Source organism: Nesterenkonia flava, assembly GCF_031432335.1.
GTDB lineage: Bacteria > Actinomycetota > Actinomycetes > Actinomycetales > Micrococcaceae > Nesterenkonia > Nesterenkonia flava.
Genome location: NZ_JAVKGT010000013.1, coordinates 37,205 through 56,225, shown reverse-complemented (window position 1 = coordinate 56,225; position 19,021 = coordinate 37,205). Strand labels below are relative to the sequence as shown.

The 19,021-nt window shown below is 65.3% G+C and carries 15 protein-coding genes; 9 read left to right on the top strand and 6 right to left on the bottom strand.

The annotated features are described in order from the left end of the window. The first annotated feature begins 4 nt into the window (after positions 1–4). From rsmG to RH857_RS06535, 3 genes are all read left to right on the top strand, one after another. Positions 5–676: a 16S rRNA (guanine(527)-N(7))-methyltransferase RsmG gene (gene rsmG, locus RH857_RS06545; RefSeq protein ID WP_310537166.1), complete on the top strand. Its 672-nt coding sequence runs from the start codon at positions 5–7 to the stop codon at positions 674–676. A gap of 62 nt (positions 677–738) precedes the next feature. After that, positions 739–1,722 (top strand): ParA family protein, encoded by a 984-nt coding sequence (locus tag RH857_RS06540; protein WP_374761128.1) that lies wholly within the window; start codon positions 739–741, stop codon positions 1,720–1,722. Positions 1,723–2,595: 873 nt separating this feature from the next. Further along, a complete protein-coding gene (locus tag RH857_RS06535; RefSeq protein ID WP_310537165.1) occupies positions 2,596–3,831 on the top strand; it encodes a ParB/RepB/Spo0J family partition protein in 1,236 nt (411 codons plus the stop codon). Positions 3,832–3,991: 160 nt separating this feature from the next. Here RH857_RS06535 and trxA read toward each other — a convergent pair whose 3' ends face one another. The 5 genes from trxA to RH857_RS06510 all read right to left on the bottom strand — a co-directional run bounded on the left by trxA (position 3,992) and on the right by RH857_RS06510 (position 10,011). Further along, complete coding sequence (trxA, locus tag RH857_RS06530) at positions 3,992–4,318, bottom strand: thioredoxin (protein WP_310537164.1); 327 nt, start codon at positions 4,316–4,318, stop codon at positions 3,992–3,994. Between the two features lie 43 nt (positions 4,319–4,361). Continuing rightward, positions 4,362–5,363 (bottom strand): thioredoxin-disulfide reductase, encoded by a 1,002-nt coding sequence (gene trxB, locus RH857_RS06525; RefSeq protein WP_374761127.1) that lies wholly within the window; start codon positions 5,361–5,363, stop codon positions 4,362–4,364. Between the two features lie 106 nt (positions 5,364–5,469). Next, positions 5,470–7,539 (bottom strand): hypothetical protein, encoded by a 2,070-nt coding sequence (locus tag RH857_RS06520; protein ID WP_310537162.1) that lies wholly within the window; start codon positions 7,537–7,539, stop codon positions 5,470–5,472. Between the two features lie 39 nt (positions 7,540–7,578). Then, positions 7,579–9,444, bottom strand: coding sequence for a murein biosynthesis integral membrane protein MurJ (gene murJ / locus RH857_RS06515; protein ID WP_310537161.1), 1,866 nt, complete (start codon positions 9,442–9,444; stop codon positions 7,579–7,581). Positions 9,445–9,468: 24 nt separating this feature from the next. Then, on the bottom strand, positions 9,469–10,011 hold the full coding sequence (locus tag RH857_RS06510) for an NUDIX hydrolase (protein WP_374761126.1): 543 nt from the start codon (positions 10,009–10,011) through the stop codon (positions 9,469–9,471). A gap of 81 nt (positions 10,012–10,092) precedes the next feature. Here RH857_RS06510 and RH857_RS06505 point away from each other — a divergent pair, with 81 nt between their 5' ends. Further along, entirely contained in the window at positions 10,093–11,520 is a 1,428-nt protein-coding gene (locus tag RH857_RS06505; protein WP_310537160.1) for a CCA tRNA nucleotidyltransferase, read from the top strand. On the opposite strand, the gene RH857_RS06500 is transcribed toward RH857_RS06505, so the two are convergent. Next, positions 11,517–12,854 carry a glycosyltransferase family 87 protein gene (locus RH857_RS06500; protein ID WP_310537159.1) on the bottom strand — a complete coding sequence of 446 codons (1,338 nt, stop codon included), beginning with the start codon at positions 12,852–12,854 and terminating at the stop codon, positions 11,517–11,519. The two genes, RH857_RS06505 and RH857_RS06500, sit on opposite strands and share 4 nt — an antisense overlap. Before the next feature lie 317 nt (positions 12,855–13,171). Between RH857_RS06500 and RH857_RS06495 the strand changes: the two genes are divergently transcribed. The 5 genes from RH857_RS06495 (at position 13,172) to RH857_RS06475 (ending at position 18,928) form a co-directional block, all read left to right on the top strand. Continuing rightward, the gene (locus RH857_RS06495) at positions 13,172–14,257 is read left to right on the top strand and encodes an inositol-3-phosphate synthase (protein ID WP_310537158.1); all 1,086 of its coding nucleotides are present in this window, start codon (positions 13,172–13,174) and stop codon (positions 14,255–14,257) included. Positions 14,258–14,286: 29 nt separating this feature from the next. Then, on the top strand, positions 14,287–15,555 hold the full coding sequence (locus RH857_RS06490; RefSeq protein WP_310537157.1) for a DUF418 domain-containing protein: 1,269 nt from the start codon (positions 14,287–14,289) through the stop codon (positions 15,553–15,555). A 145-nt stretch (positions 15,556–15,700) separates the two neighbouring features. Beyond that, positions 15,701–16,636: an ABC transporter ATP-binding protein gene (locus RH857_RS06485; RefSeq protein ID WP_310537156.1), complete on the top strand. Its 936-nt coding sequence runs from the start codon at positions 15,701–15,703 to the stop codon at positions 16,634–16,636. Continuing rightward, complete coding sequence (locus tag RH857_RS06480; RefSeq protein ID WP_310537155.1) at positions 16,633–17,505, top strand: ABC transporter permease subunit; 873 nt, start codon at positions 16,633–16,635, stop codon at positions 17,503–17,505. Before RH857_RS06485 ends, RH857_RS06480 begins: the two co-directional genes overlap by 4 nt. A 34-nt stretch (positions 17,506–17,539) precedes the next feature. After that, positions 17,540–18,928, top strand: a complete 1,389-nt coding sequence (locus tag RH857_RS06475) for a sensor histidine kinase (protein ID WP_310537154.1) — start codon at positions 17,540–17,542, stop codon at positions 18,926–18,928. Positions 18,929–19,021 lie beyond the last annotated feature (93 nt).

The following is a 19,021-nucleotide window of genomic DNA, read 5'->3' as shown; positions in this document are numbered from 1 at the left end:
CCCAATGAGCACCCAGTCTGATGAGACTCCCGAGAGGGAGCACACTCCTGAGCTGACGCCTGTAGAGCGCGCGGCGGCCGAGGCCATTTTCGGCGACCGGTTGCCCCTGGCCCAGCGATACGTGGAGCACCTGTGCACCACAGGCATCGACCATGGTCTCCTGGGTCCCCGCGAGGTGCCGCGTATGTGGTCTCGCCATGTGCTCAACTGCGCCGTGCTCGGACGGGAGCTTCCCGCAGGCGGCACGGTGGCGGACGTCGGGTCGGGCGCCGGACTTCCCGGTATTGCGCTGGCCATCGCACGCGCCGATGTGGAATTCACCCTCATCGAGCCCATGGAGAGACGCGTCGCCTGGATGGACACCGTGGTGAAGGACCTCGGACTCGAGAACGTTCAGCTCATCCGTGCTCGCGCTGAGGAAGCCGCGGATGAAGTCATGGCCGACGTCGTCACTGCACGCGCTGTGTCAGCACTGAAGAAGCTGATACCCATGACGGTCCCCCTGCTCGATGATGAGGGTGAGCTCTTGCTGCTGAAGGGTCGCAGCGCTGGGGAAGAGATCGAGGCCGCGGCTAAGGCGATCAAACGCTTCAGGCTTCAGCCGCCAGAAGTTCTTCTCGTGGGTGAGGATCTTCTGGAAGAGCCGACAACGGTCGTACGCTGTCGTCGTCGCTGAACCATCACGCCCATCCGGGCCCTGCCATAGACTCATGCTGAGTGTGGAGTAAAGGAGACAAGGTGAGCGAGGATAAGACCACCCCCGACGTTTCACGTGAAACGGGTCTGGCCGCCGACGCCGCGGAGGCCGCGAAGGTTGCCCAGGAGAGCTCGGTGCTCGACTCACTGTCCGCGTCTCCCCTGGCTGCACAGCTTGCGGATGAGCAGCGTCGCCGCAAGCTGCTCTCAGAGACAGACCTGGAGCGTCCCTCGGAGACGCGGATCATTACCGTCTCCAATCAGAAGGGCGGAGTGGGCAAGACGACGTCGACGGTCAATCTTGCTGCGGCGCTTGCTGATCACGGCTTCAATGTGTTGGTCATCGACATTGATCCGCAGGGCAACGCCTCCACTGCACTGGGCGTTCCGCATTCCGCGGACACTGATTCCATTTACGACGTGCTCATCGATGACCTCTCCATCGCTGAGGTGGTGGCACAGTGCCCGGACGTCGATCGACTCAGCGTCGTGCCCGCAACCATTCACCTCGCTGGGGCGGAGATCGAGCTTGTTTCCCTCGTGGCACGCGAGCAGCGCCTTCAGCGTGCTCTTGAGGAGTACCAGCGTCACCGGGAGACCGAAGGCCAGGAGCGCCTTGATTATGTCTTCATCGACTGTCCTCCGAGCCTGGGGCTCCTGACGGTCAATGCCTTTGTCGCGGCGAAAGAGGTGCTCATCCCGATCCAGTGCGAGTATTACGCACTGGAGGGACTGAGCCAGCTGTTGAACAACATCAATATGATTCAGAAGCACCTGAATCCACCCCTGCGCGTTTCTACTATCCTCCTGACGATGTATGACGCGCGGACCAACCTGGCCTCCCAGGTGGTCCAGGAAGTTAAGCAGCACTTCCCCAATGAAGTTCTCGAAGCCAAGATTCCACGCAGCGTCCGTATCGCCGAAGCCCCGAGCTATCAGCAGAGCGTGATCTCCTACGATCGCTCCTCCACAGGAGCACTGGCGTATCTTGAGGCAGCGGCAGAGATCGTGCAGCGCGGACGCTGAGTGAGGTGGCGTTTCACGTGAAACGCTGAGACCATTCTTCCGCCCGGTGTTCGCAGCCTGAGAAATCGCCCGGAGGGGATGCCCGTCAACCTGCCCATGGGGGCGGAAACAAGTATCAGGTCGCCAGGCCAACGAACCAGTTGTGTCTGGTCGACCGGGGTGTTTCGGAGTGGTCCCTACGAGCGGCGAGTCCCGTAAGGGTAGTAAATGCTGGCTCCCGGTGTCTGCTGCAGTATTCTCCGTGGAGACGCTAGGCATGGCGCGCCACGTAGGGGTGACAATTCCCAGCCGGGACCTTAGGGTTCGACGATGTGGGGCTGCGTCCCGCCTAGACCGTTGTTTTACATCCGCAGGCGCTCCCTTGGGGATCGCGTTTTCACGTGAAACGGGACGCCAGCTCGACAAGGTAGGGGCTTCGCAAGGAGTCTGCTCGAGAACTTGCCTGCGAGTACACAAACGCAGGGACGACGTGCTGGGTGATAGAGAAGGATTGGTGATCCCTATAGCGGAGCCGACTCGCCGCCGCGTGACCACAGGGCCGAGCCGCGGGACGGAGGCTCCGCCTCCGCCTTGACCTCAAGGGTGGACGACAATCCCACAACGCGATGACCTACTCATAGATTAATGGGACAGGAAGGCGACGGCTGGCGTGGAACTTCAGTCGCCTGCTTCGGATGCGGAGATGCCGGCGCCAGAGACCCTGAAGCAGGGACGCACGAGGGGATTAGGACACGCGAAGGCACTCAGCGCACGAGCACGGGCCTCAGCGCATGAGCAACGGGGTTTCATGTTTCACGTGAAACTGACCAGGAGGCAATTCAGCTTCCGACTCTAGAATGGAGGGGATTCCTCACGATGTAAGGAGCTGTCTTCATGGCTGAGCGCAAGCGGCGCGGTCTCGGGCGAGGCCTGGGTGCTCTCATTAACTCCGATGCCCAGGAGGCCGAAGCCTCGGGTGCGGCAGCTCATGCAGTGAGTGGCGAAGAGGACGCCACCACAAGTGAGACGACACCCGAGCGTCCCATTGACGTCTTCTTCTCGGCGAAATCCCATCTAGCCACTCAGCGTGTTTCACGTGAAACGGGCGTTGGTCCGGCCACTCCAGCCCCGCGTACGCGGACGGCTTCGCGGCGAACTAACGGGACTAAACGAGCGGAGATGCCGGACGTCCTCGGTGCTCGCAAGGCGTCATCCTCCGCTGACGTTTCACGTGAAACTTCGACTCCGGCCTCCGTCCCGGCGGAGCCACCCGTACACGCGGGGCCCGGTGACTTCGCGACGAGTGTGCCTGTTGAGGGTGCTGAGTTCCGCGAGATACCCGTAGACAGGATTCAGCCGAATCCTCGCCAGCCAAGGCAGGTCTTTGACGAAGACGATATGGCAGAGCTGGTGCACTCTGTCGGAGAAATCGGCGTGCTGCAGCCCATCGTGGTCCGGCCACTGGGCGGTGAGCAGTACGAACTCATTATGGGTGAGAGGCGGTGGCGCGCCTCAAAGACTGCCGGCCGGGAGACTATCCCCGCTGTCATTCGTATGACCAGCGACGAGGATCTCCTGCGAGACGCACTACTGGAGAACATCCATCGGTCACAGCTGAACCCCCTCGAAGAAGCAGCTGCCTACCAGCAGCTGCTGGAGGACTTCGACATCAGTCAGGAGGAGCTGTCTCGCCGCATCGGGCGGTCGCGTCCTCAGATCAGTAACACCCTGCGCCTGATGAAACTGCCTCCTGCCGTTCAACGCAGGGTTGCCGCGGGCGTTCTCTCGTCGGGCCATGCTCGTGCCCTGCTCAGCCTCGAGTCGGGGGAGCAGATGGAGGAACTCGCGCAGCGCATCGTCGCTGAGGGACTCTCCGTGCGTGCTGCCGAGGAGGAGGCCTCGGTGGCGAAGAAGGAAAAGAAAAGGGCGGTTTCACGTGAAACCGATCGGCTCCCCAGTACTACGCGTTACGAGCAACTCGACGAGTATGCAGAAGCTCTCACCGACCGTCTCGATACCCAGGTGAAAATTACCCTGGGTTCCAAGAGGGGACGCATTGCCATCGACTTCGCGTCTCTGGAGGACCTGGATCGGATTCTGGAGCAGATGGGGATGCACGTCCCACGCTGAAGCTATCGCGTGAGAGCGGTCAACTCGATCCCCTCTCGGCTGCTGCCGACTGCTGACCCACGGTCCTGGAAGACCCAGAGAATTTTCAGAGCATAGACAAGGACCCCGCCCCCAGTAGGGGACGGGGTCCTTGTCTATAGCGTGGTGCTGCGTAGAGGGCTCAGCTCAGCAGGTCGGAGAACTCTTCCTCCAGGGCTGGCTTGGGCTTAGCACCGATGGAGGTGTGGACATGCTCCCCACCCTTGAAGGCGAAGACGGCCGGGATGGAGGTGATGCCGTACTTGGCGGCAATGGACGGGTTCTCATCCACATTGACCTTGACGACCTCGATCTTGTCCTCGTGCTCCACCGCGAGTTCCTCCAGGACGGGAGTCAGCGCGCGGCAGGGGCCGCACCATTCGGCCCAGAAGTCCACGAGGACCGGCTTCTCGGACTGCAGGACGTCAGCTTCGAAGCTGGCGTCGGTGACACTCTTGAGATCGGACATGAGATGATCTCCTTTCAGCGGGTAGAGGTTCTTTAGGCGGTATTCAGAGCGCGGCGGCGGCCGGCTGGGGCTGCTCGGCCGCGTCGGAGTCGGCGAGCTCGGACAGGTAGTGCTCCACGTCCAGCGCCGCGGCACAGCCGGAACCGGCTGCGGTGATGGCCTGCCGGTAGGTGGGATCCAAGACATCCCCAGCGGCGAAGACGCCCGGCAGGGAGGTCTTGGACGTACGGCCTTGCACCTTGACCGTGCCCTCCTCGGTCAGCTCTAGCTGATCCTTGAACAGGCTGGTGCGGGGGTCATGACCAATGGCCACGAAGACACCTGTCACATCGAGAGTCGACTCTTCTCCGGTCACAGTGTTCCGCAGTCCCAGCCGATTGACCTTGCCATCACCCTGGACGTGGGTGACCGCACTGTTCCAGATGAACTCAATCTTCTCGTTCGCCTTGGCGCGGTCCGCCATGATCTTGGAGGCCCGGAGCTCGTCGCGGCGGTGGACCACATAGACCTTGGAGGCAAACTTGGTCAGGAACTGAGCCTCCTCCATCGCGGAGTCGCCTCCACCGATGACCGCAATGGTCTGCTCGCGGAAGAAGAAGCCGTCGCAGGTGGCGCACCAGCTGACGCCGTGGCCGGAAAGCTCCTTCTCGCCAGGCACACCGAGCTCGCGGTAGGCGGAACCGGTGGCCAGAATCACGGTGCGGGCGTGAAGCACGGCGCCGGAGCCGAGCGTGATCTCCTTGATGGACTGATCCAGCTTGACTGCGGTGGCATCCTCGTGACGGATATCCGCGCCGAAGCGGCGCGCCTGTGCCTCCATGTTCATCATCAGGTCAGGCCCCATGATGCCCTCGGGGAAGCCGGGGAAGTTCTCTACTTCGGTGGTGTTCATCAACTCACCGCCGGCGGTGACAGAGCCGGCAAGGACGATCGGCTTCAGGTTAGCGCGCGCCGTGTAGATGGCGGCGGTGTAACCGGCCGGGCCGGAGCCGATGATGATGACATCGTGAACCTGGTCGGGAGTCTGGTCTGTCACGGGGAACATCCTTTGAAGAGCAGTTGTGTCTTGCATGTCGAACGATACGGAGGTGCGGGCTATTCCGCGAGGTCCTTTTCCGGGCTCCGGAACAGTCAGCTGCGCGGAAGAGCGGCTAGTCCACCATAAACTCAGCAAGCTGGAGGCGGTAGGGCATGCCGCCCACAGTGGGGGCGACCTCCTGGGGCATCTCGGTCAGGTGCAGAATCACGTACTGAGCCTCGTCACCGCCGTCCACGCTGACAGAGACCTCGGTGCCGTCGAAGGAGCCGGATCCGATGCTCTGGGCGCCCTCCAGGGCGGGTTCGTCATTGATGAGAATCTCGAAAGCTCCCCCGGTGACGGCGTCCGGAAGGTTCAGCGTGACCGATTCGACCGGTGCCGGCTCCTCCAGTTCGGCCACCAAGGCCATGGAGGGCACGAAGCCGCCGAAGTTCGGTGAGTTGTAGCTGTAGGTGCTCCACACGGTGGCGGGATTGCCGTCGATGAGATTCGCCAGCTGACCGTCGGCCTCAGCATTGTGCTCCGGCGCGTCCTGGGCGCGGCTGATGCCGGTGATAACCGGATCCGGGGTTGTCGTCGGGGACGCCGGTTCCACGCCCTGCGCCTCGTTGGTCTCCTGGGCCTCAGGCTCCTCCTCCGGCGCGGGGTCCTCGGCAGGATCCTCCTGAGGATCGGCTGGAACGTTCTCCTCCACGGGGTCCTCGGAGGCCGGGTCTTCGCCGCCGCGCAAGCTCATAAAGACCAGGACAGCGGCGATCACCAGCACCAGGGCCAGTACGCCTGCCGCAATGAGTCTGCCCGGGGTGATCGCGGGTCCGCCGCGCTCCCGGGGGGCGCCGTCCTCCGCCTGTGGCTGCGTGTGCGCCGGTGCAGGTGCACGAGGTACGGGAACCGGTCCTGCGGCGCGACGTGGAGCCTCGGGAGTCTGGTTCTGCTCCTCCTCCTGGGGGGAGTGCGGGAAGGCGCTGCGCCGATGCGGCGCCACGGCGCTGATCAGCCCGGTGAACGTGCTTGCCTCCTCGGCCGCGCCCAGCGAGTGCTGCGCAGGGGACGAGGCGGGGGGCGCCGGCACGGTCTCCACTGCGCGAGTGCTTGGATGCGCAGAGGGCTGGGGGTCATATGAGTTGTCAGGACCCTCCGGCGGATTGTCAATGACCTCTTCGCCCTCGGCAACGCGCTCATCGACGTCAACGTCTCCGTGGGAGCGGCCGGCGGCGCTGTAGGCCACTGTGGACATTGCTTCTGAGGGGTCGCGCTCCACAAAGGGACCGGAGGCTTCAGGCTCGCTGTCGTCCTGAGTCTCGGAGGCCTCCAGATCCGACGAAGCTGAAGTCTCGGTCTCCACCACAGCGGCCGGCCTCGCCTGCGCTGCGGGGGCCGGTGGCGGCGGAATCAGAGGATCCGAGGAGGCGCTCTCGCGAGGCTCCCAGTGCGCCACCGCGTCGATCGTCTCGTCGGTATCGGCGGAGGCATCGGCGTCCACCACGTCCAGATCGCTGTGCAGACTCAGACGGGCCGAACCATGCGTGCCTCCCGCCGTGTGCGGCGACGCTGGGAGCGAGGTCACCGAGGCATCCTGCAGACCCCAGTCCTCGGCGGCCTGGGCCACCTCGTCCACGAGTTCATCCTCGGTGTAGTTCTCGGGCAGCTCCTCATCCTCGCGCCGGACCAGGCCGACCTTGTCGAGAAAAGCGGGACGCCGCTTCTTGAAGCGCGCAGCTGGGGTCTCCCCGGCGTCCTCGGCGCTCAGCCCAGCCTGCAGACGCGCGTAGTACTCGGCGTCGTCGTCGTAAGTCTCCGGCTCCATAACGCGGGACTGGCCAAAGAGCTCCGAGCCCAGCGAGTCGGTGAAATAGGGCTCCACGTAGGGAGCCGCATCAGGAACCACCAGGTCCAGCAGCTGGTTGGGGTTCACCAGGGAGGAGATGAGGTACGTGCGTTCCTCCACCAGGCCCAGGTCCAGGAGCTGCACATCAGAGTTTCGCTCGCCGGAGGCGAGTTCGCGGGCCGAGGTGGCCACTTGCTTGGCATTGGCCTTGGAGGCCAGGAGGATGTTCACATCCCGGTCCAGCACCTCATCGAGGCCCTGGAACACGATGTCCTGGTCCGCCGAAGTCACCACATGATGGGTGATCCGGTACCGACCGCCCACCACATCGCCGACGCCGAACGGCTGCGCCACTGATCCTCCCGGGGTTGACAAAGAACTGTGGAGACCAGATTACCCGGCCAATTTGGACAGAGCGGGCACCCTGCGGGCCACCGGTTCCATAAACTCGCGGAACTCCCGGACCTGCATGGCCCGCAGCACCGCGACGAACACGGCTCCCATCACGACGCCGACGGCGGCGCACGCCACCACGGCCGTCAGGATCGAGTTCCACGCAAAGCCCCAGTCATAGCCGCCCATGGCCCACAGAACGAGGGCGCCCGCCGCGCCGGCGGCCAGGGCGGCAAAGCCGGCGCGGACGTAGGCACTGAGGACCGAAGAGAGACCGAAGCCGCCCCATCGGCGGACCACCAGAATGTGGCAGAGCACATACTGCAGCAGATGCAGGACGCTGAAGAGCCCCACGATGAGGAACGGCAGTTGCTGATGGGGTGCCAGGAAAGCCATCACATACGCCGTGATCAGCCCGATTCCGGAGACCACTGAATAGATGAGCATAGGGGTGCGGGCGTCTTCGGCGGCGTAGAAGACTCGTAGGAGGTAGAAGTTCGCCGAACGGAAGGGCAGGCCCAGAGCCAGCAGCACCAGCAGCTGGCCGATGGCGGCACCGGCCAGGTGGGAGTCCTCCGCGGCACCGCCGAAGAGCCTGCCCAGCGGGCCCGCAAGGATGATGATCGCGACGACCGAGAACATCAGAGGGATGGCGAAGATCCTCAGGCCCCGGTTGATGAGTGCGCGAGCGTCGTCGTAATGCCCCAGGTCCATGGAGCGTGAGAGCTGGTTGAACAGCACGGTGGCGATGGAGAGCACGAACACCGAATGAGGCAGCAGCACAATCAGCTCGGCGACGTTCGCAGCGTATTCTCCGGGGATGGCCGCTCCGCCCTCGGTCATCTGCTCACGAGTGGCGGTAGCCCCGGAGATCAGCCGCAGGTACAGCAGGTTGGCCACATTGCCCACGGTCATGGTGGCCAGCGTCCAACCGGCGATCTTGCCGGTCTGGCGCAGGCCCATACCGCGCCATCCGAACTTCGGACGGATGGGAATGCCCAGCTTGGACAGCGGCCAGAGCAGAATCAGCGCCTGCAGCGCCACCCCGAGGGTGTGACCGCCGGCTAGCCACATGGTTTGCTGAGCGGTCCATTCGGTCAGCTGCTGATCGGCGGCCGAGTACCGGCCGAAGGTGATGATGTAGCTGATGATCACCGTGATGGCGATGACGTTGTTCAGCACCGGGGCCCACATGTACCAGCCGAATTTGGCATTGGCGTTGAGGATCTGTCCGACCACGGCGTAGAGCCCGTAGAAGAAGATCTGCGGAAGTGTCCACAGGGCGAAGGCCGCACCGAGGGCGATCATCGGCTCGGTCCAGTCCAGAGTGAGCGAGGCGATGATCGGGTAGGCGGCCAGCGTGATCAGCAGGGTCGCGGCGCCCATGACGATGACGGCAAGGGTCAGCAGCCGAGAGGTGTAGTCCGCGCCGCGGTCAGGGCGTTTGGCGGCCTTGATCAGCTGGGGAACCAGCACCACGTTGAACATGCCGCCGGCGAGGATCAGGTAGATGATGTTCGGAATGCTGTTGGCCTTCTCGAACACATCGGCCATCAGCGTCGTGGAGCCGATCGCAATCGCCAGCAGTGCAGTCCGCAGGAACCCCAGCACGCGCGAGACCATGGTGCCCGCCGCCATCAGCGCTGAGGCCGCGGCCGTGCCGGATTTCGGGATGTGGGACGGGGTCTGCGTCGCAGCGTCCTGTGTCTGTGGACTCCGCGCCGCGTCAGTCGCCGCGGTGCCGTCGGCCCCAGAGAGCTCGGTGGCCGGGTGCTCGGCGGCGGTGGCCGGGGAGGGGGGAGTCGTCGTCGTGCTGGGCTTCTTGCCCCCGTGGCGGGGACGGTACGGGGAAGGTGTGGGGGACATCAGTTGAGGACTATAGACCAGAGGTCACAGGGAATCCTGGATGACCTGCTTGGCAATGTGGACGATTCGCCGCTCATTGGGGAAGGAGAGGGTCCGGTCCAGGTCGTCGAGATTGACCCAGGCGACGTCGACGGCCTCCTGATCCGGGTCATTTTCAATGGTGAGCTCCCCGCCCACTGCCTCCATGAGGAAGTGGTGCACTGTCTTGTGCACCCGATGGGTGGGCACGGTGAACCAGTAGTCGATGCTGCCCAGAGAGGTCAGGATGGACCCGGAGATCCCGGTCTCCTCCTCCACCTCGCGGACCGCGGCCTCCTCATAGGTCTCCTGCCCCTCGGGGTGACCCTTGGGCAGGCACCACTCAAGGCGGCCTCCGCGGTTGTAGCGGGCGATGATGGCCACGTCGAAGCCGCGCGGAGCGGGTTTGATGACCACACCTCCGGCGCTGACCTCCTCCACCGTGGGCAGGGTTCCGGTGGGTCGGCCATGCGGAGAGGACGTGCGGCGGGCACCCATTGACACGGTCAAGGGTGTCCTCCGTTCATCGCCCGTTTCCGCAGTGGTCATACTCACTACTCTAATCGGTCGTATGTTGCTGACTGGTTGCAGCGCTCCGCCCGGCGGCGCTGTGGGAGACTGTTGGGCGTTATGGTTTCTCTTCCCCATGGTTTTCCCGACGGCGCCTGGCTGCCCGACGTCGTCGTTGAACTCGGCGAGGTCTTCGCCGCCGCAGGATTCGAGCTCTCCCTGGTGGGCGGCCCCGTACGTGACCTCTTCCTGGGCCGCACCTCACCGGACCTGGACTTCACCACCGACGCCACCCCGGACCAGATCATTCAGGCCGCCGCAGGGTGGGCGGATGCGCACTGGGACATCGGCCGGGCCTTCGGCACGATCGGTCTGCGCAAGGGCAAGCAGACCCTGGAGGTGACCACCTACCGGGCTGAGGCCTACGACCCGGCCTCCCGCAAGCCGGAAGTTCGCTTCGGGGAAAGCCTGGAGGAGGACCTGGTCCGCCGCGACTTCACCGTCAATGCCATGGCCCTGAAGCTGCCCAGCTTTGAACTGGTGGACCCCCATGGAGGCGTCCGCGACCTGGTGGCCAAGCAGCTGCGGACTCCGGCCACTCCCCAGGAGAGCTTCTCGGATGACCCGCTGCGCATGATGCGCGCCGCACGGTTCGCTTCTCAGCTGGGGCTGGACGTGGCCCCGGAGGTCGCCCAGGCGATGAGCGAAATGGCCTCCCGGATCGAGATCGTCTCCGCTGAGCGCATCCAGGTGGAGCTGGTCAAGCTCATCTGCGGAGACCACCCGCGGGCCGGCATTGACCTGATGGTCGACACCGGCCTGGCCGATATCGTGCTGCCCGAAGTGCCCGCGCTGAAGCGGCTCGATGACGAGCACGCACGCCACAAGGACGTCTACCAGCACTCGCTGAAGGTCCTGGAACAGGCCTGCGACCTCGAGACCGACGACGACGGACCGGTTCCGGCTCCTGACTTCATTCTGCGCTTCGCCGCCCTGATGCACGACGTCGGCAAGCCCAAGACCCGACGTTTTGAGCCCGGGGGTGCCGTCAGCTTCCGCCACCACGATGTGGTTGGCGCCAAGATGACCCGCAAGCGCATGCAGGCGCTGAAGTTCGACAAGGAGACCATCAGGGCCGTCACCCACCTGGTCGAGCTGCACATGCGCTTCTACGGATACGGGGAGCAGGAGTGGACGGATTCCGCGGTGCGCCGATACGTCACCGATGCCGGAGACCAGCTCCAGCGCCTGCACCGGCTCACCCGCTCCGACGTCACCACGCGGAACAAGCGCAAGGCCGCTCGGCTGGACCACGCCTATGACGACCTGGAGAACAGGATCGCCGAGCTCGCGGAGAAGGAGGAGCTGGCCAAGATCCGCCCCCATTTGGACGGTGAGCAGATCATGCAGGTCCTGGGGATCTCACCGGGTCCGCTGGTGGGCCGGGCCTACAAGTTCCTGCTGGAGCACCGCATGGAGCACGGTCCCGTGGCGGAGGAGGAGGCCGTCGTCCTGCTCAAGGACTGGGCCGCCGAACAGGGTCTCTAGGGCGAGGTGCGCACTACATCGCGTTCGGGACGCAGAATGTCCCACACCACCTGCGCGGCGATGTACGCGGTGGAGAGGTGGACGGCAACGATGGCGATCGCCATCAGGTCCGGATCCATGGAATGCCGGTCCATGTAGTTGTCTCCCCGCTGGGCCAGATGCATCCAGATGGCCCAGAAATGCAGCACCTGCACCGCGTGCCAGATGATCACGTCTCGAATGCGTGGCGCGGCCAGGGCGATCAGGGGCACCAGCCACAGCATGAACTGCGGCGAGTAGACCTTATTGAAGATCATGAACGCCGCCACGATCAGCAGCAGCAGCTGCACCATTCGGGGCGGATTCTTGGCCAGAAGTCCCAGGATCAGAACCCCCGCGCAGCTGAGCGCGAAGAGCGTCAGGCTCAGAAACGAGATCATCTCCGCGCCGCCGTCTTCCCCCGGAGCAGGGGCGAACAGCTCCGAGCCCCAGGTCCACAGCGAGTCCACAGGACCGAAGGTGTCCCCCAGCAGAATCCACAGGTGCCACAGCGAGGAGTTGCCAGCCCCGCGCTCCGCCGAGAAGTCGTAGAAGAGGCGCCAGGCCTCGAAGTTCAGCAGCATGGCGGGTCCATTGATGACCAGCCACGTCAGCGCGGTGGCTGCCAGCAGGCGGACAAAGTGCAGCGGGCTCACATCGGTGTCCCGTTTCCACAGTCCCCGGAGCATGAGCACGAGGACGGCTCCTAGGAGGAACAGCGGATAGACCTTGAAGGACACCCCGACGCCGACGAGCACGCCGGCCCACACGAGCCGTCCCCGTTGGTAGGCCAGAACCGCTCCCGCCAGGGCCACGGCCGGCCAGATGTCCCAATTGATGCCGATGCCAAAGATGATGGCCGGGGATACCGCCACGATGACCGCGTCCCAGGGCCTGCGGCCGGCGCTTTTCATGGTGATCAGCACCAGGGCGATCCACAGGAGGGCGGAGACCAGGAAGGTGATGTCCCACAGCAGCAGGCTGTCGCGCCCTGCCCAGTACGCCGCCGTCGGGGCGCCCTCTCCCCCGGGGAGGCTGAGCTTGTGGGTCACCCACGCGAGGGCCACGGCTACGAGGCTGGTCAGGATGGGATATTCGAAGCCCGGTTCTGCGGTTTGGGTGAATTCTTCGGCCGGTACAAAGGGTGCATGGGGGAACTCGTGAAAACCCCGCAGGGTCCACAGGGCGGTGACATCCGAGTAGCAGCCGTAGTGGTAGACCCCCGGCTGCCCCCAGCCGTTGATCCTGCACCACTGGGAGGAGAGCGCTGAGAGCAGGATGGCTCCCAGAGTCAGGGCTACGAGGATCCGCGGCACGGACCAGAACGATCCGCGGCGTCGTCCCTGTCGCGTTGGAGGCCTCAGGCGCGTCCCGGCTGGCCCGCCGGAACGGTCCGAAAGAGTCCTGACGAGAGGGTCCGTCGTTGAAAGAGGCACCACCGGCCCATCGTCGCTGCGCATCTCCTCCACTCTAGAGCGCAGGGTCATCCTCCAGGGAGATTTGTGTCCCACCAGAGAGGTGAGGGGAGGATTCCGCCCCTCTGAGCTGCAAAGATGAACCTCAGGTAAACGCGTGTGACCGCCTCGGGAGTACGCTTCACCCTGGTAGCGAAAGTTGAAACGAGGAGAGAAACTTGGCCGATAACCCGATCCGCGTGGCCATCGTGGGTGTAGGAAACTGTGCAGCCTCCCTGGTTCAGGGCGTCGAGTACTACAAGAACGCTCCGGATGACCAAGACGTACCGGGGCTCATGCACGTCCGCTTCGGCGACTACCACGTCTCCGACGTGCAGTTCGTGGCGGCCTTCGATGTGGACGACAAGAAGGTCGGCAAGGATCTCTCCGAAGCGATCGGTGCCAGCGAGAACAACACGGTCAAGATTGCCGAGGTGCCCTACGCCAGCGTTGACGTTCAGCGGGGCCCGACCCTCGACGGCCTGGGGCGCTACTACCGGGAGACCATCGACGAGTCCGCCCATTCGCCGGTGGACGTGGTCGCCGCGCTGAAGGAGGCCCAGGTCGATGTCCTGGTCTGCTACCTCCCCGTCGGCGCCGAGAAGGCCGCACGCTTCTACGCCCAGGCCGCCATCGACGCCGGCTGCGCCTTCGTCAACGCGCTGCCCGTCTTCATCGCCTCCACCCCCGAGTGGGCCGAGAAGTTCACCGAGGCAGGACTGCCGATCGTCGGAGACGACATCAAGTCCCAGATCGGGGCGACCATCACCCACCGCGAGCTGGCCCACCTCTTCGCCGAGCGCGGAGTCCACCTGGACCGCACCTACCAGCTGAACTTCGGCGGCAACATGGACTTCAAGAACATGCTCGAGCGTGAGCGCCTGGAGTCCAAGAAGATCTCTAAGACCCAGGCGGTGACCTCCAACACCACCGCAGAACTGGCCGCCGACGACGTCCACATCGGCCCCAGTGACTACGTACCGTGGCTGGATGACCGCAAATGGGCCTACATCCGCCTGGAGGGACGCAACTTTGGTGATGCTCCCGTCTCCATTGAGCTGAAGCTCGAGGTCTGGGACTCCCCGAACTCCGCCGGCGTGATCATCGACGCGGTCCGTGCGGCCAAGATCGCCCTGGACCGCGGAGTGGGGGGCCCGCTGCTCTCCGCGTCCAGCTACTTCATGAAGTCCCCGCCGGAGCAGTACAACGACGACGTCGCCCGTGAGAAGGTCGAAGCCTTCATCCGGGGCGAGATCGAACGCTAAGCAGTCTCCCCGCCCAGGCGGTCTCAGGCATGCACAAGCCCCCGGAACCCCCAGGCCCGACGACGTCGGCGCATGGCGGGGCGCCGGGGGCTTCACGCATTGTCGAGGTGGACGCCCTGCGGGCGCTGGCGCTGCTGGGGATTCTTGCGGTCAACATCTGGTACTTCGCCTTTCCCGCCACCCTGGCCGCCGGCACCCGGCCTGCAGCGGGAGAAAGCGGTGCGGACCAGGCGGCGCTCTTCGTCTCCACCGTGGTCTTTGAGGGCAAGTCCTATGTGGTCTTCAGCCTCCTCTTCGGGCTTTCGCTGGTGCTCTCGGGAACACTGGATGACCCAGGCCGCCGGGAACGGATCCCCGGGGACCGGGAGCGGGAGGACCACGTGCGGCGTCGTGCCTACCGGCGCTTCAGCGCATTGCTGGTCCTGGGCCTGCTGCACGGGCTGCTGCTGTTCACCGGCGACATCCTGCTGGCCTACGGACTTCTGGGGTTCTTGCTGTGGAGCATGCGGCACCTGGATGCGCGTGCCGCCCTGGGCTGGGCCGCAGGGCTCTACGCCGGAGTCTGCGGACTTCTCCTGGCCGTCGGTGCACTGGCGGCCGCCGTGCCCGAGGCGTGGGAGACCACCGCAGAGACCGGAGCCTCCGCCTCGGCGGCCGCCACGGCCTCCTACACCGAGAGTCTGGTCTCCTATCTGGGCTATCAGCTGGAGGTCTATCCCACGGTGCAGCCTGTTCTGCTGCTGGTGCAGGGGCCGGTGGCGCTGGCGGCCTTCCTGCTGGGCATGGTGGTGGGGCGTGCTCGTCTCATCCCCCGGCTGATCTCCGGTGAGATCCCCGTGGCGCGACTGGCGGTGGCGGGCACCCTGGCGCTGCTGACCGGCCTGGCCGGAAGCGTGAGCGCCGCCTGGCTCACGTGGGGGCTTCCGGGAGATTCGCCTCCCGGGACGGGACTGGAGGGACTTGCCACGGCCCTGGTGCTGACGGCGGGGCCGGTCCAGTCCGCCGGTCTGGCGGTGCTGATTCTGCTGCTGGCCCGGACCAGGACCCTTCGGCTGGTGCTGCGCAGCTTGGCACCGGCTGGTCGCATGACGCTGAGTAACTATCTGGGACAGTCGCTGGTGCTTGTGCTGATCTTCGCTGCTCCCGGGCTGGGGTTGGCCGGGACGCTGAGACCGGCTGAGGTCGGCGTCGTCGTTCTCCTGCTGTGGGGGACCCAGCTCGTCGCCTCCGCCCTATGGATGAGGCGATTCCGCCGGGGACCCTTCGAAGCTGCGCTGCACGCCTGGGTGGCCCGGTAGGAAGATCGGCTCGCGCCCGGGCGGCCCGGTGATATCAGCACTGAGGCTGATGACCTCATGCCGGCGGCGGACCTAGGTTGGTAATCACCGGATTGATCACCGATGCCAACGAACGTCATCAACCGGCACAGATCGGAGAACCCCCATGATCACCGCTGAGAATCTGCGGAAAACCTACGGCTCCAAGACTGCCGTAGACGGGATCAGCTTCCAGCTGCAGCCCGGCACCGTCACAGGCTTCCTGGGGCCCAACGGCTCCGGAAAATCCACCACCATGCGCATGGCCATGGGACTGGACCGCCCCACCAGCGGCTCCATCACCATTGCCGGCAAGCCCTTCGCCGCCCACCGGGCGCCGCTGCGCACCGTGGGCGCAGTGCTCGACGCCGGCGCCACCCATCCCGGACGCACCGGCCGGCAGCACCTGAAGGTCCTGGCCACCACCCACGGCATCCCCTCTTCCCGAGTGGACCAGGTCATCGAGATGACCGGCCTGGGATCCGCCGCCAGCAAACGCATCAAGAGCTACTCCCTGGGCATGAACCAGCGCCTGGGCATCGCAGCCGCCCTGCTGGGCGACCCCGCAGTGCTCATCTTCGACGAGCCCGTCAACGGCCTCGACCCCGAGGGTGTGCGCTGGGTGCGCCAGATGGCCCGCCAGCTCGCCGCCGAGGGACGCACGGTCTTCGTCTCCAGCCACCTGATGAGCGAGATGGCCCAGACCGCCGATCACCTGATCGTCCTGGGACGCGGCCGCATCCTGGCCGATGCGCCCATTCAGGAGTTCATCGACTCCGGAAGCGACCAGCGCGTGCTGGTGCGCGCCGAGCAGAGCTCCACCCTGATGAACGCCCTGCAGGCCCCCGAGGTGACCCTGCGCAGCATTGACGCCGAGACCTTCGAGGTCATCGGGCTCGACCCCCGCACCATCGGCCGCCGCGCACTGGATACCGGTGTCGCAGTCCACGAGCTGACTCCGCAGAAGTCCAGCCTCGAGGACTCCTACATGCGCCTGACCGGCGACCACGTCGAATACCGTTCCGGCGGCTCCGCCGGCTTCGAAGCAGGAGGACAGGCATGAACACCGCACACGCACCCACAGAACCGCAGCGGCCGGTCTTTACCCCCGACCCGTCCCTGAGCGGACTGAGCTTCATCGGCGTCGTGCGCTCAGAGCTGGCCAAACTGCTGGCACTGCGCACCACTTACTGGCTCTCCGCCATCACCCTGGGTCTGAGCCTGCTGATCGCCGGCAGCGTCGCCTGGAGCCTCTCCCAGTGGAGCGAAGGCGAGTCCCAGGCCATGCTCGCGGAGAGCGCCATGGCGGGCATGTACTTCGCCCTGCTGCTGCTGGGCGCTCTGGCGGTCATCTGCATGACCACGGAGTTCACTACCGGCGCCATCCGCTCCTCCATGACCGCGGTGCCTCGCCGAAGCATGCTCTACCTGGGCAAGGCGCTGGCGCTGACCATCCTCATCGCGGTGGTGACCGCGGTGCTGATCATCGCCTGCCACGTGCTGGCCGTGCTCCTGGGCGGGGAACTTGAGCTCACCGCTCCCTTCACCGACTCCGACGTCGCCTACATCTACCTCACCCACTGGATCGCGGTGGTGCTGACCGGACTGCTGGGCTTCGGCCTGGGCGCGCTGCTGCGCAGCTCCGCAGGCGGCATCGTGGTGCTCACCGTCATCGTGTTCGTGCTGCAGGTGGTCTTCACGATCATCCTCGGCGTCTCAGACGGCGCGGACTGGGCAGTCGCGCTGGCCCAGAGCGACTTCTCCTACCTCATCACCCAGTTCACCTCCCCGCCCTCGGAGACCTCTGTGGATGCCATGGAGTTCCTCGGGCTGGGCACTCTGGAGCTGTGGCAGTCCACCCTGGGCCTGGTGATCTGGACGGCCGTGCCCTTCGTGCTGGGCTGGGTGACCTTCCAGCGCCGCGACGTGTGAGGCTTCACCCGCATGACGCTCTAAAGTCGAGATGATGACGACGACGGACCCTCACCCGGCGCCGGATCACCCCTCACCCTCCACAGACTGGGAGGAGATGGGGCTGCTCCGGCGTCGTGGTGTGCGCGGGTGGCTGCGCCGGCACCCGCGGGTGATGGACGCCATCGTCGTCGTCATCTATCTGTTGCTCTCCTGCGGAAACCTCGGCCTGCTCTTCAACGACATGGGTGAGCACTGGTGGTGGGTGCTGAGCCTGAACGGCCTCATCGCCGCGGCCTTGGCCTTGCGTCACTGGAGGCCGCTGCTGATCACCGGCGTCATCGTGGTGCTGGAGGCTGCCGCGCTGTGGATCTACCCCTGGCACAACGCCCAGCTGATCGGACTGTGCTTCGCGCTGTACTGCGTGGGGCTGGCGCGCGGCCTGAAATGGGGACTTCCGGCGGCAGTGATCGGCACTGCGCTCTCCTATGTGCCGGGTCTGCGCGCTCAGGCCTGGGTGGCTCAGCACGGGGAGCCGCTGATGACCGAGCTCACCGAGGTCACCACCATGACCTTTATGGCCACGATCGCCCCCATCATGACCGTGCTGGCCGGCGTCTCCGCGGGCATCGGCGCGGCCGTGCGCCGCGGCCGGCTCCACGAACGCGAAATGCTGGAATGGGCCCGCCGTTCGCGGGAGCTGGCCCAGGTCGGAGAGCGGAACAGGATTGCACGCGAGATGCATGACGTCGTCGCGCATTCTCTCTCGGTGATGATCTCCCTGGCCGACGGTGCTCGTGTGGTGGTGAAGAAGGATCCGCAGCGGGCCTTGGAAGTGCTCGATGAGCTCGCCGGCACCGGGCGCAGTGCGCTCGCCGACATGCGCCGGGTCATCGGTGTGCTGAAGAAGGGGGAGGACGTCGGGCAGGCTCGCCGCCCCGTGCAGGAGTCCCTGGAAGAGCTCTACGAGGGTTTCCGTCAGGCAGGGCTGCCGCTGACTGTCACCCACACTGGCCCGCCGCTTCCGGAGGACACCGCGTTCGGCCTGACGGTTCACCGCATCATCCAGGAGGCGCTGACCAATGTGCTGCGCTACGGACGGCAGGTCACCGAGGTCGAGGTGCGCATCGAGCACCGCGAAGGGGCGAGCCAGTCCGAACGCGACCGTCTTTCCCTGCAAGGACTCAGCGCTGCAGACCAGGAGGCTCTGGGGCTGAACCACTCCCCGGAGGTGGCCATCACCGTCACCGACGACGGTCTGGCGACCCCGGACGGCTCGCGGCGCGAATCGGTAGGCTCGGGACTGGGGATCCAGGGGATGCAGGAACGCGCCGGCTTCTACAACGGTTCGATCTACGCCGGACCGCTGAAACACCGCGGCTGGGTGGTACGGGCGGTGCTGGAGCCGCCCGCGGCGGCTGAGAAGAAGAAGGCCGGGCGATGACGATGCACGCCCAGTACGGACACAGCAGACGAGGGGACACGATGACGCAGAACTCAGCACCCGGACAGGACGGCGTGGAGGCCGAGGCCGCAG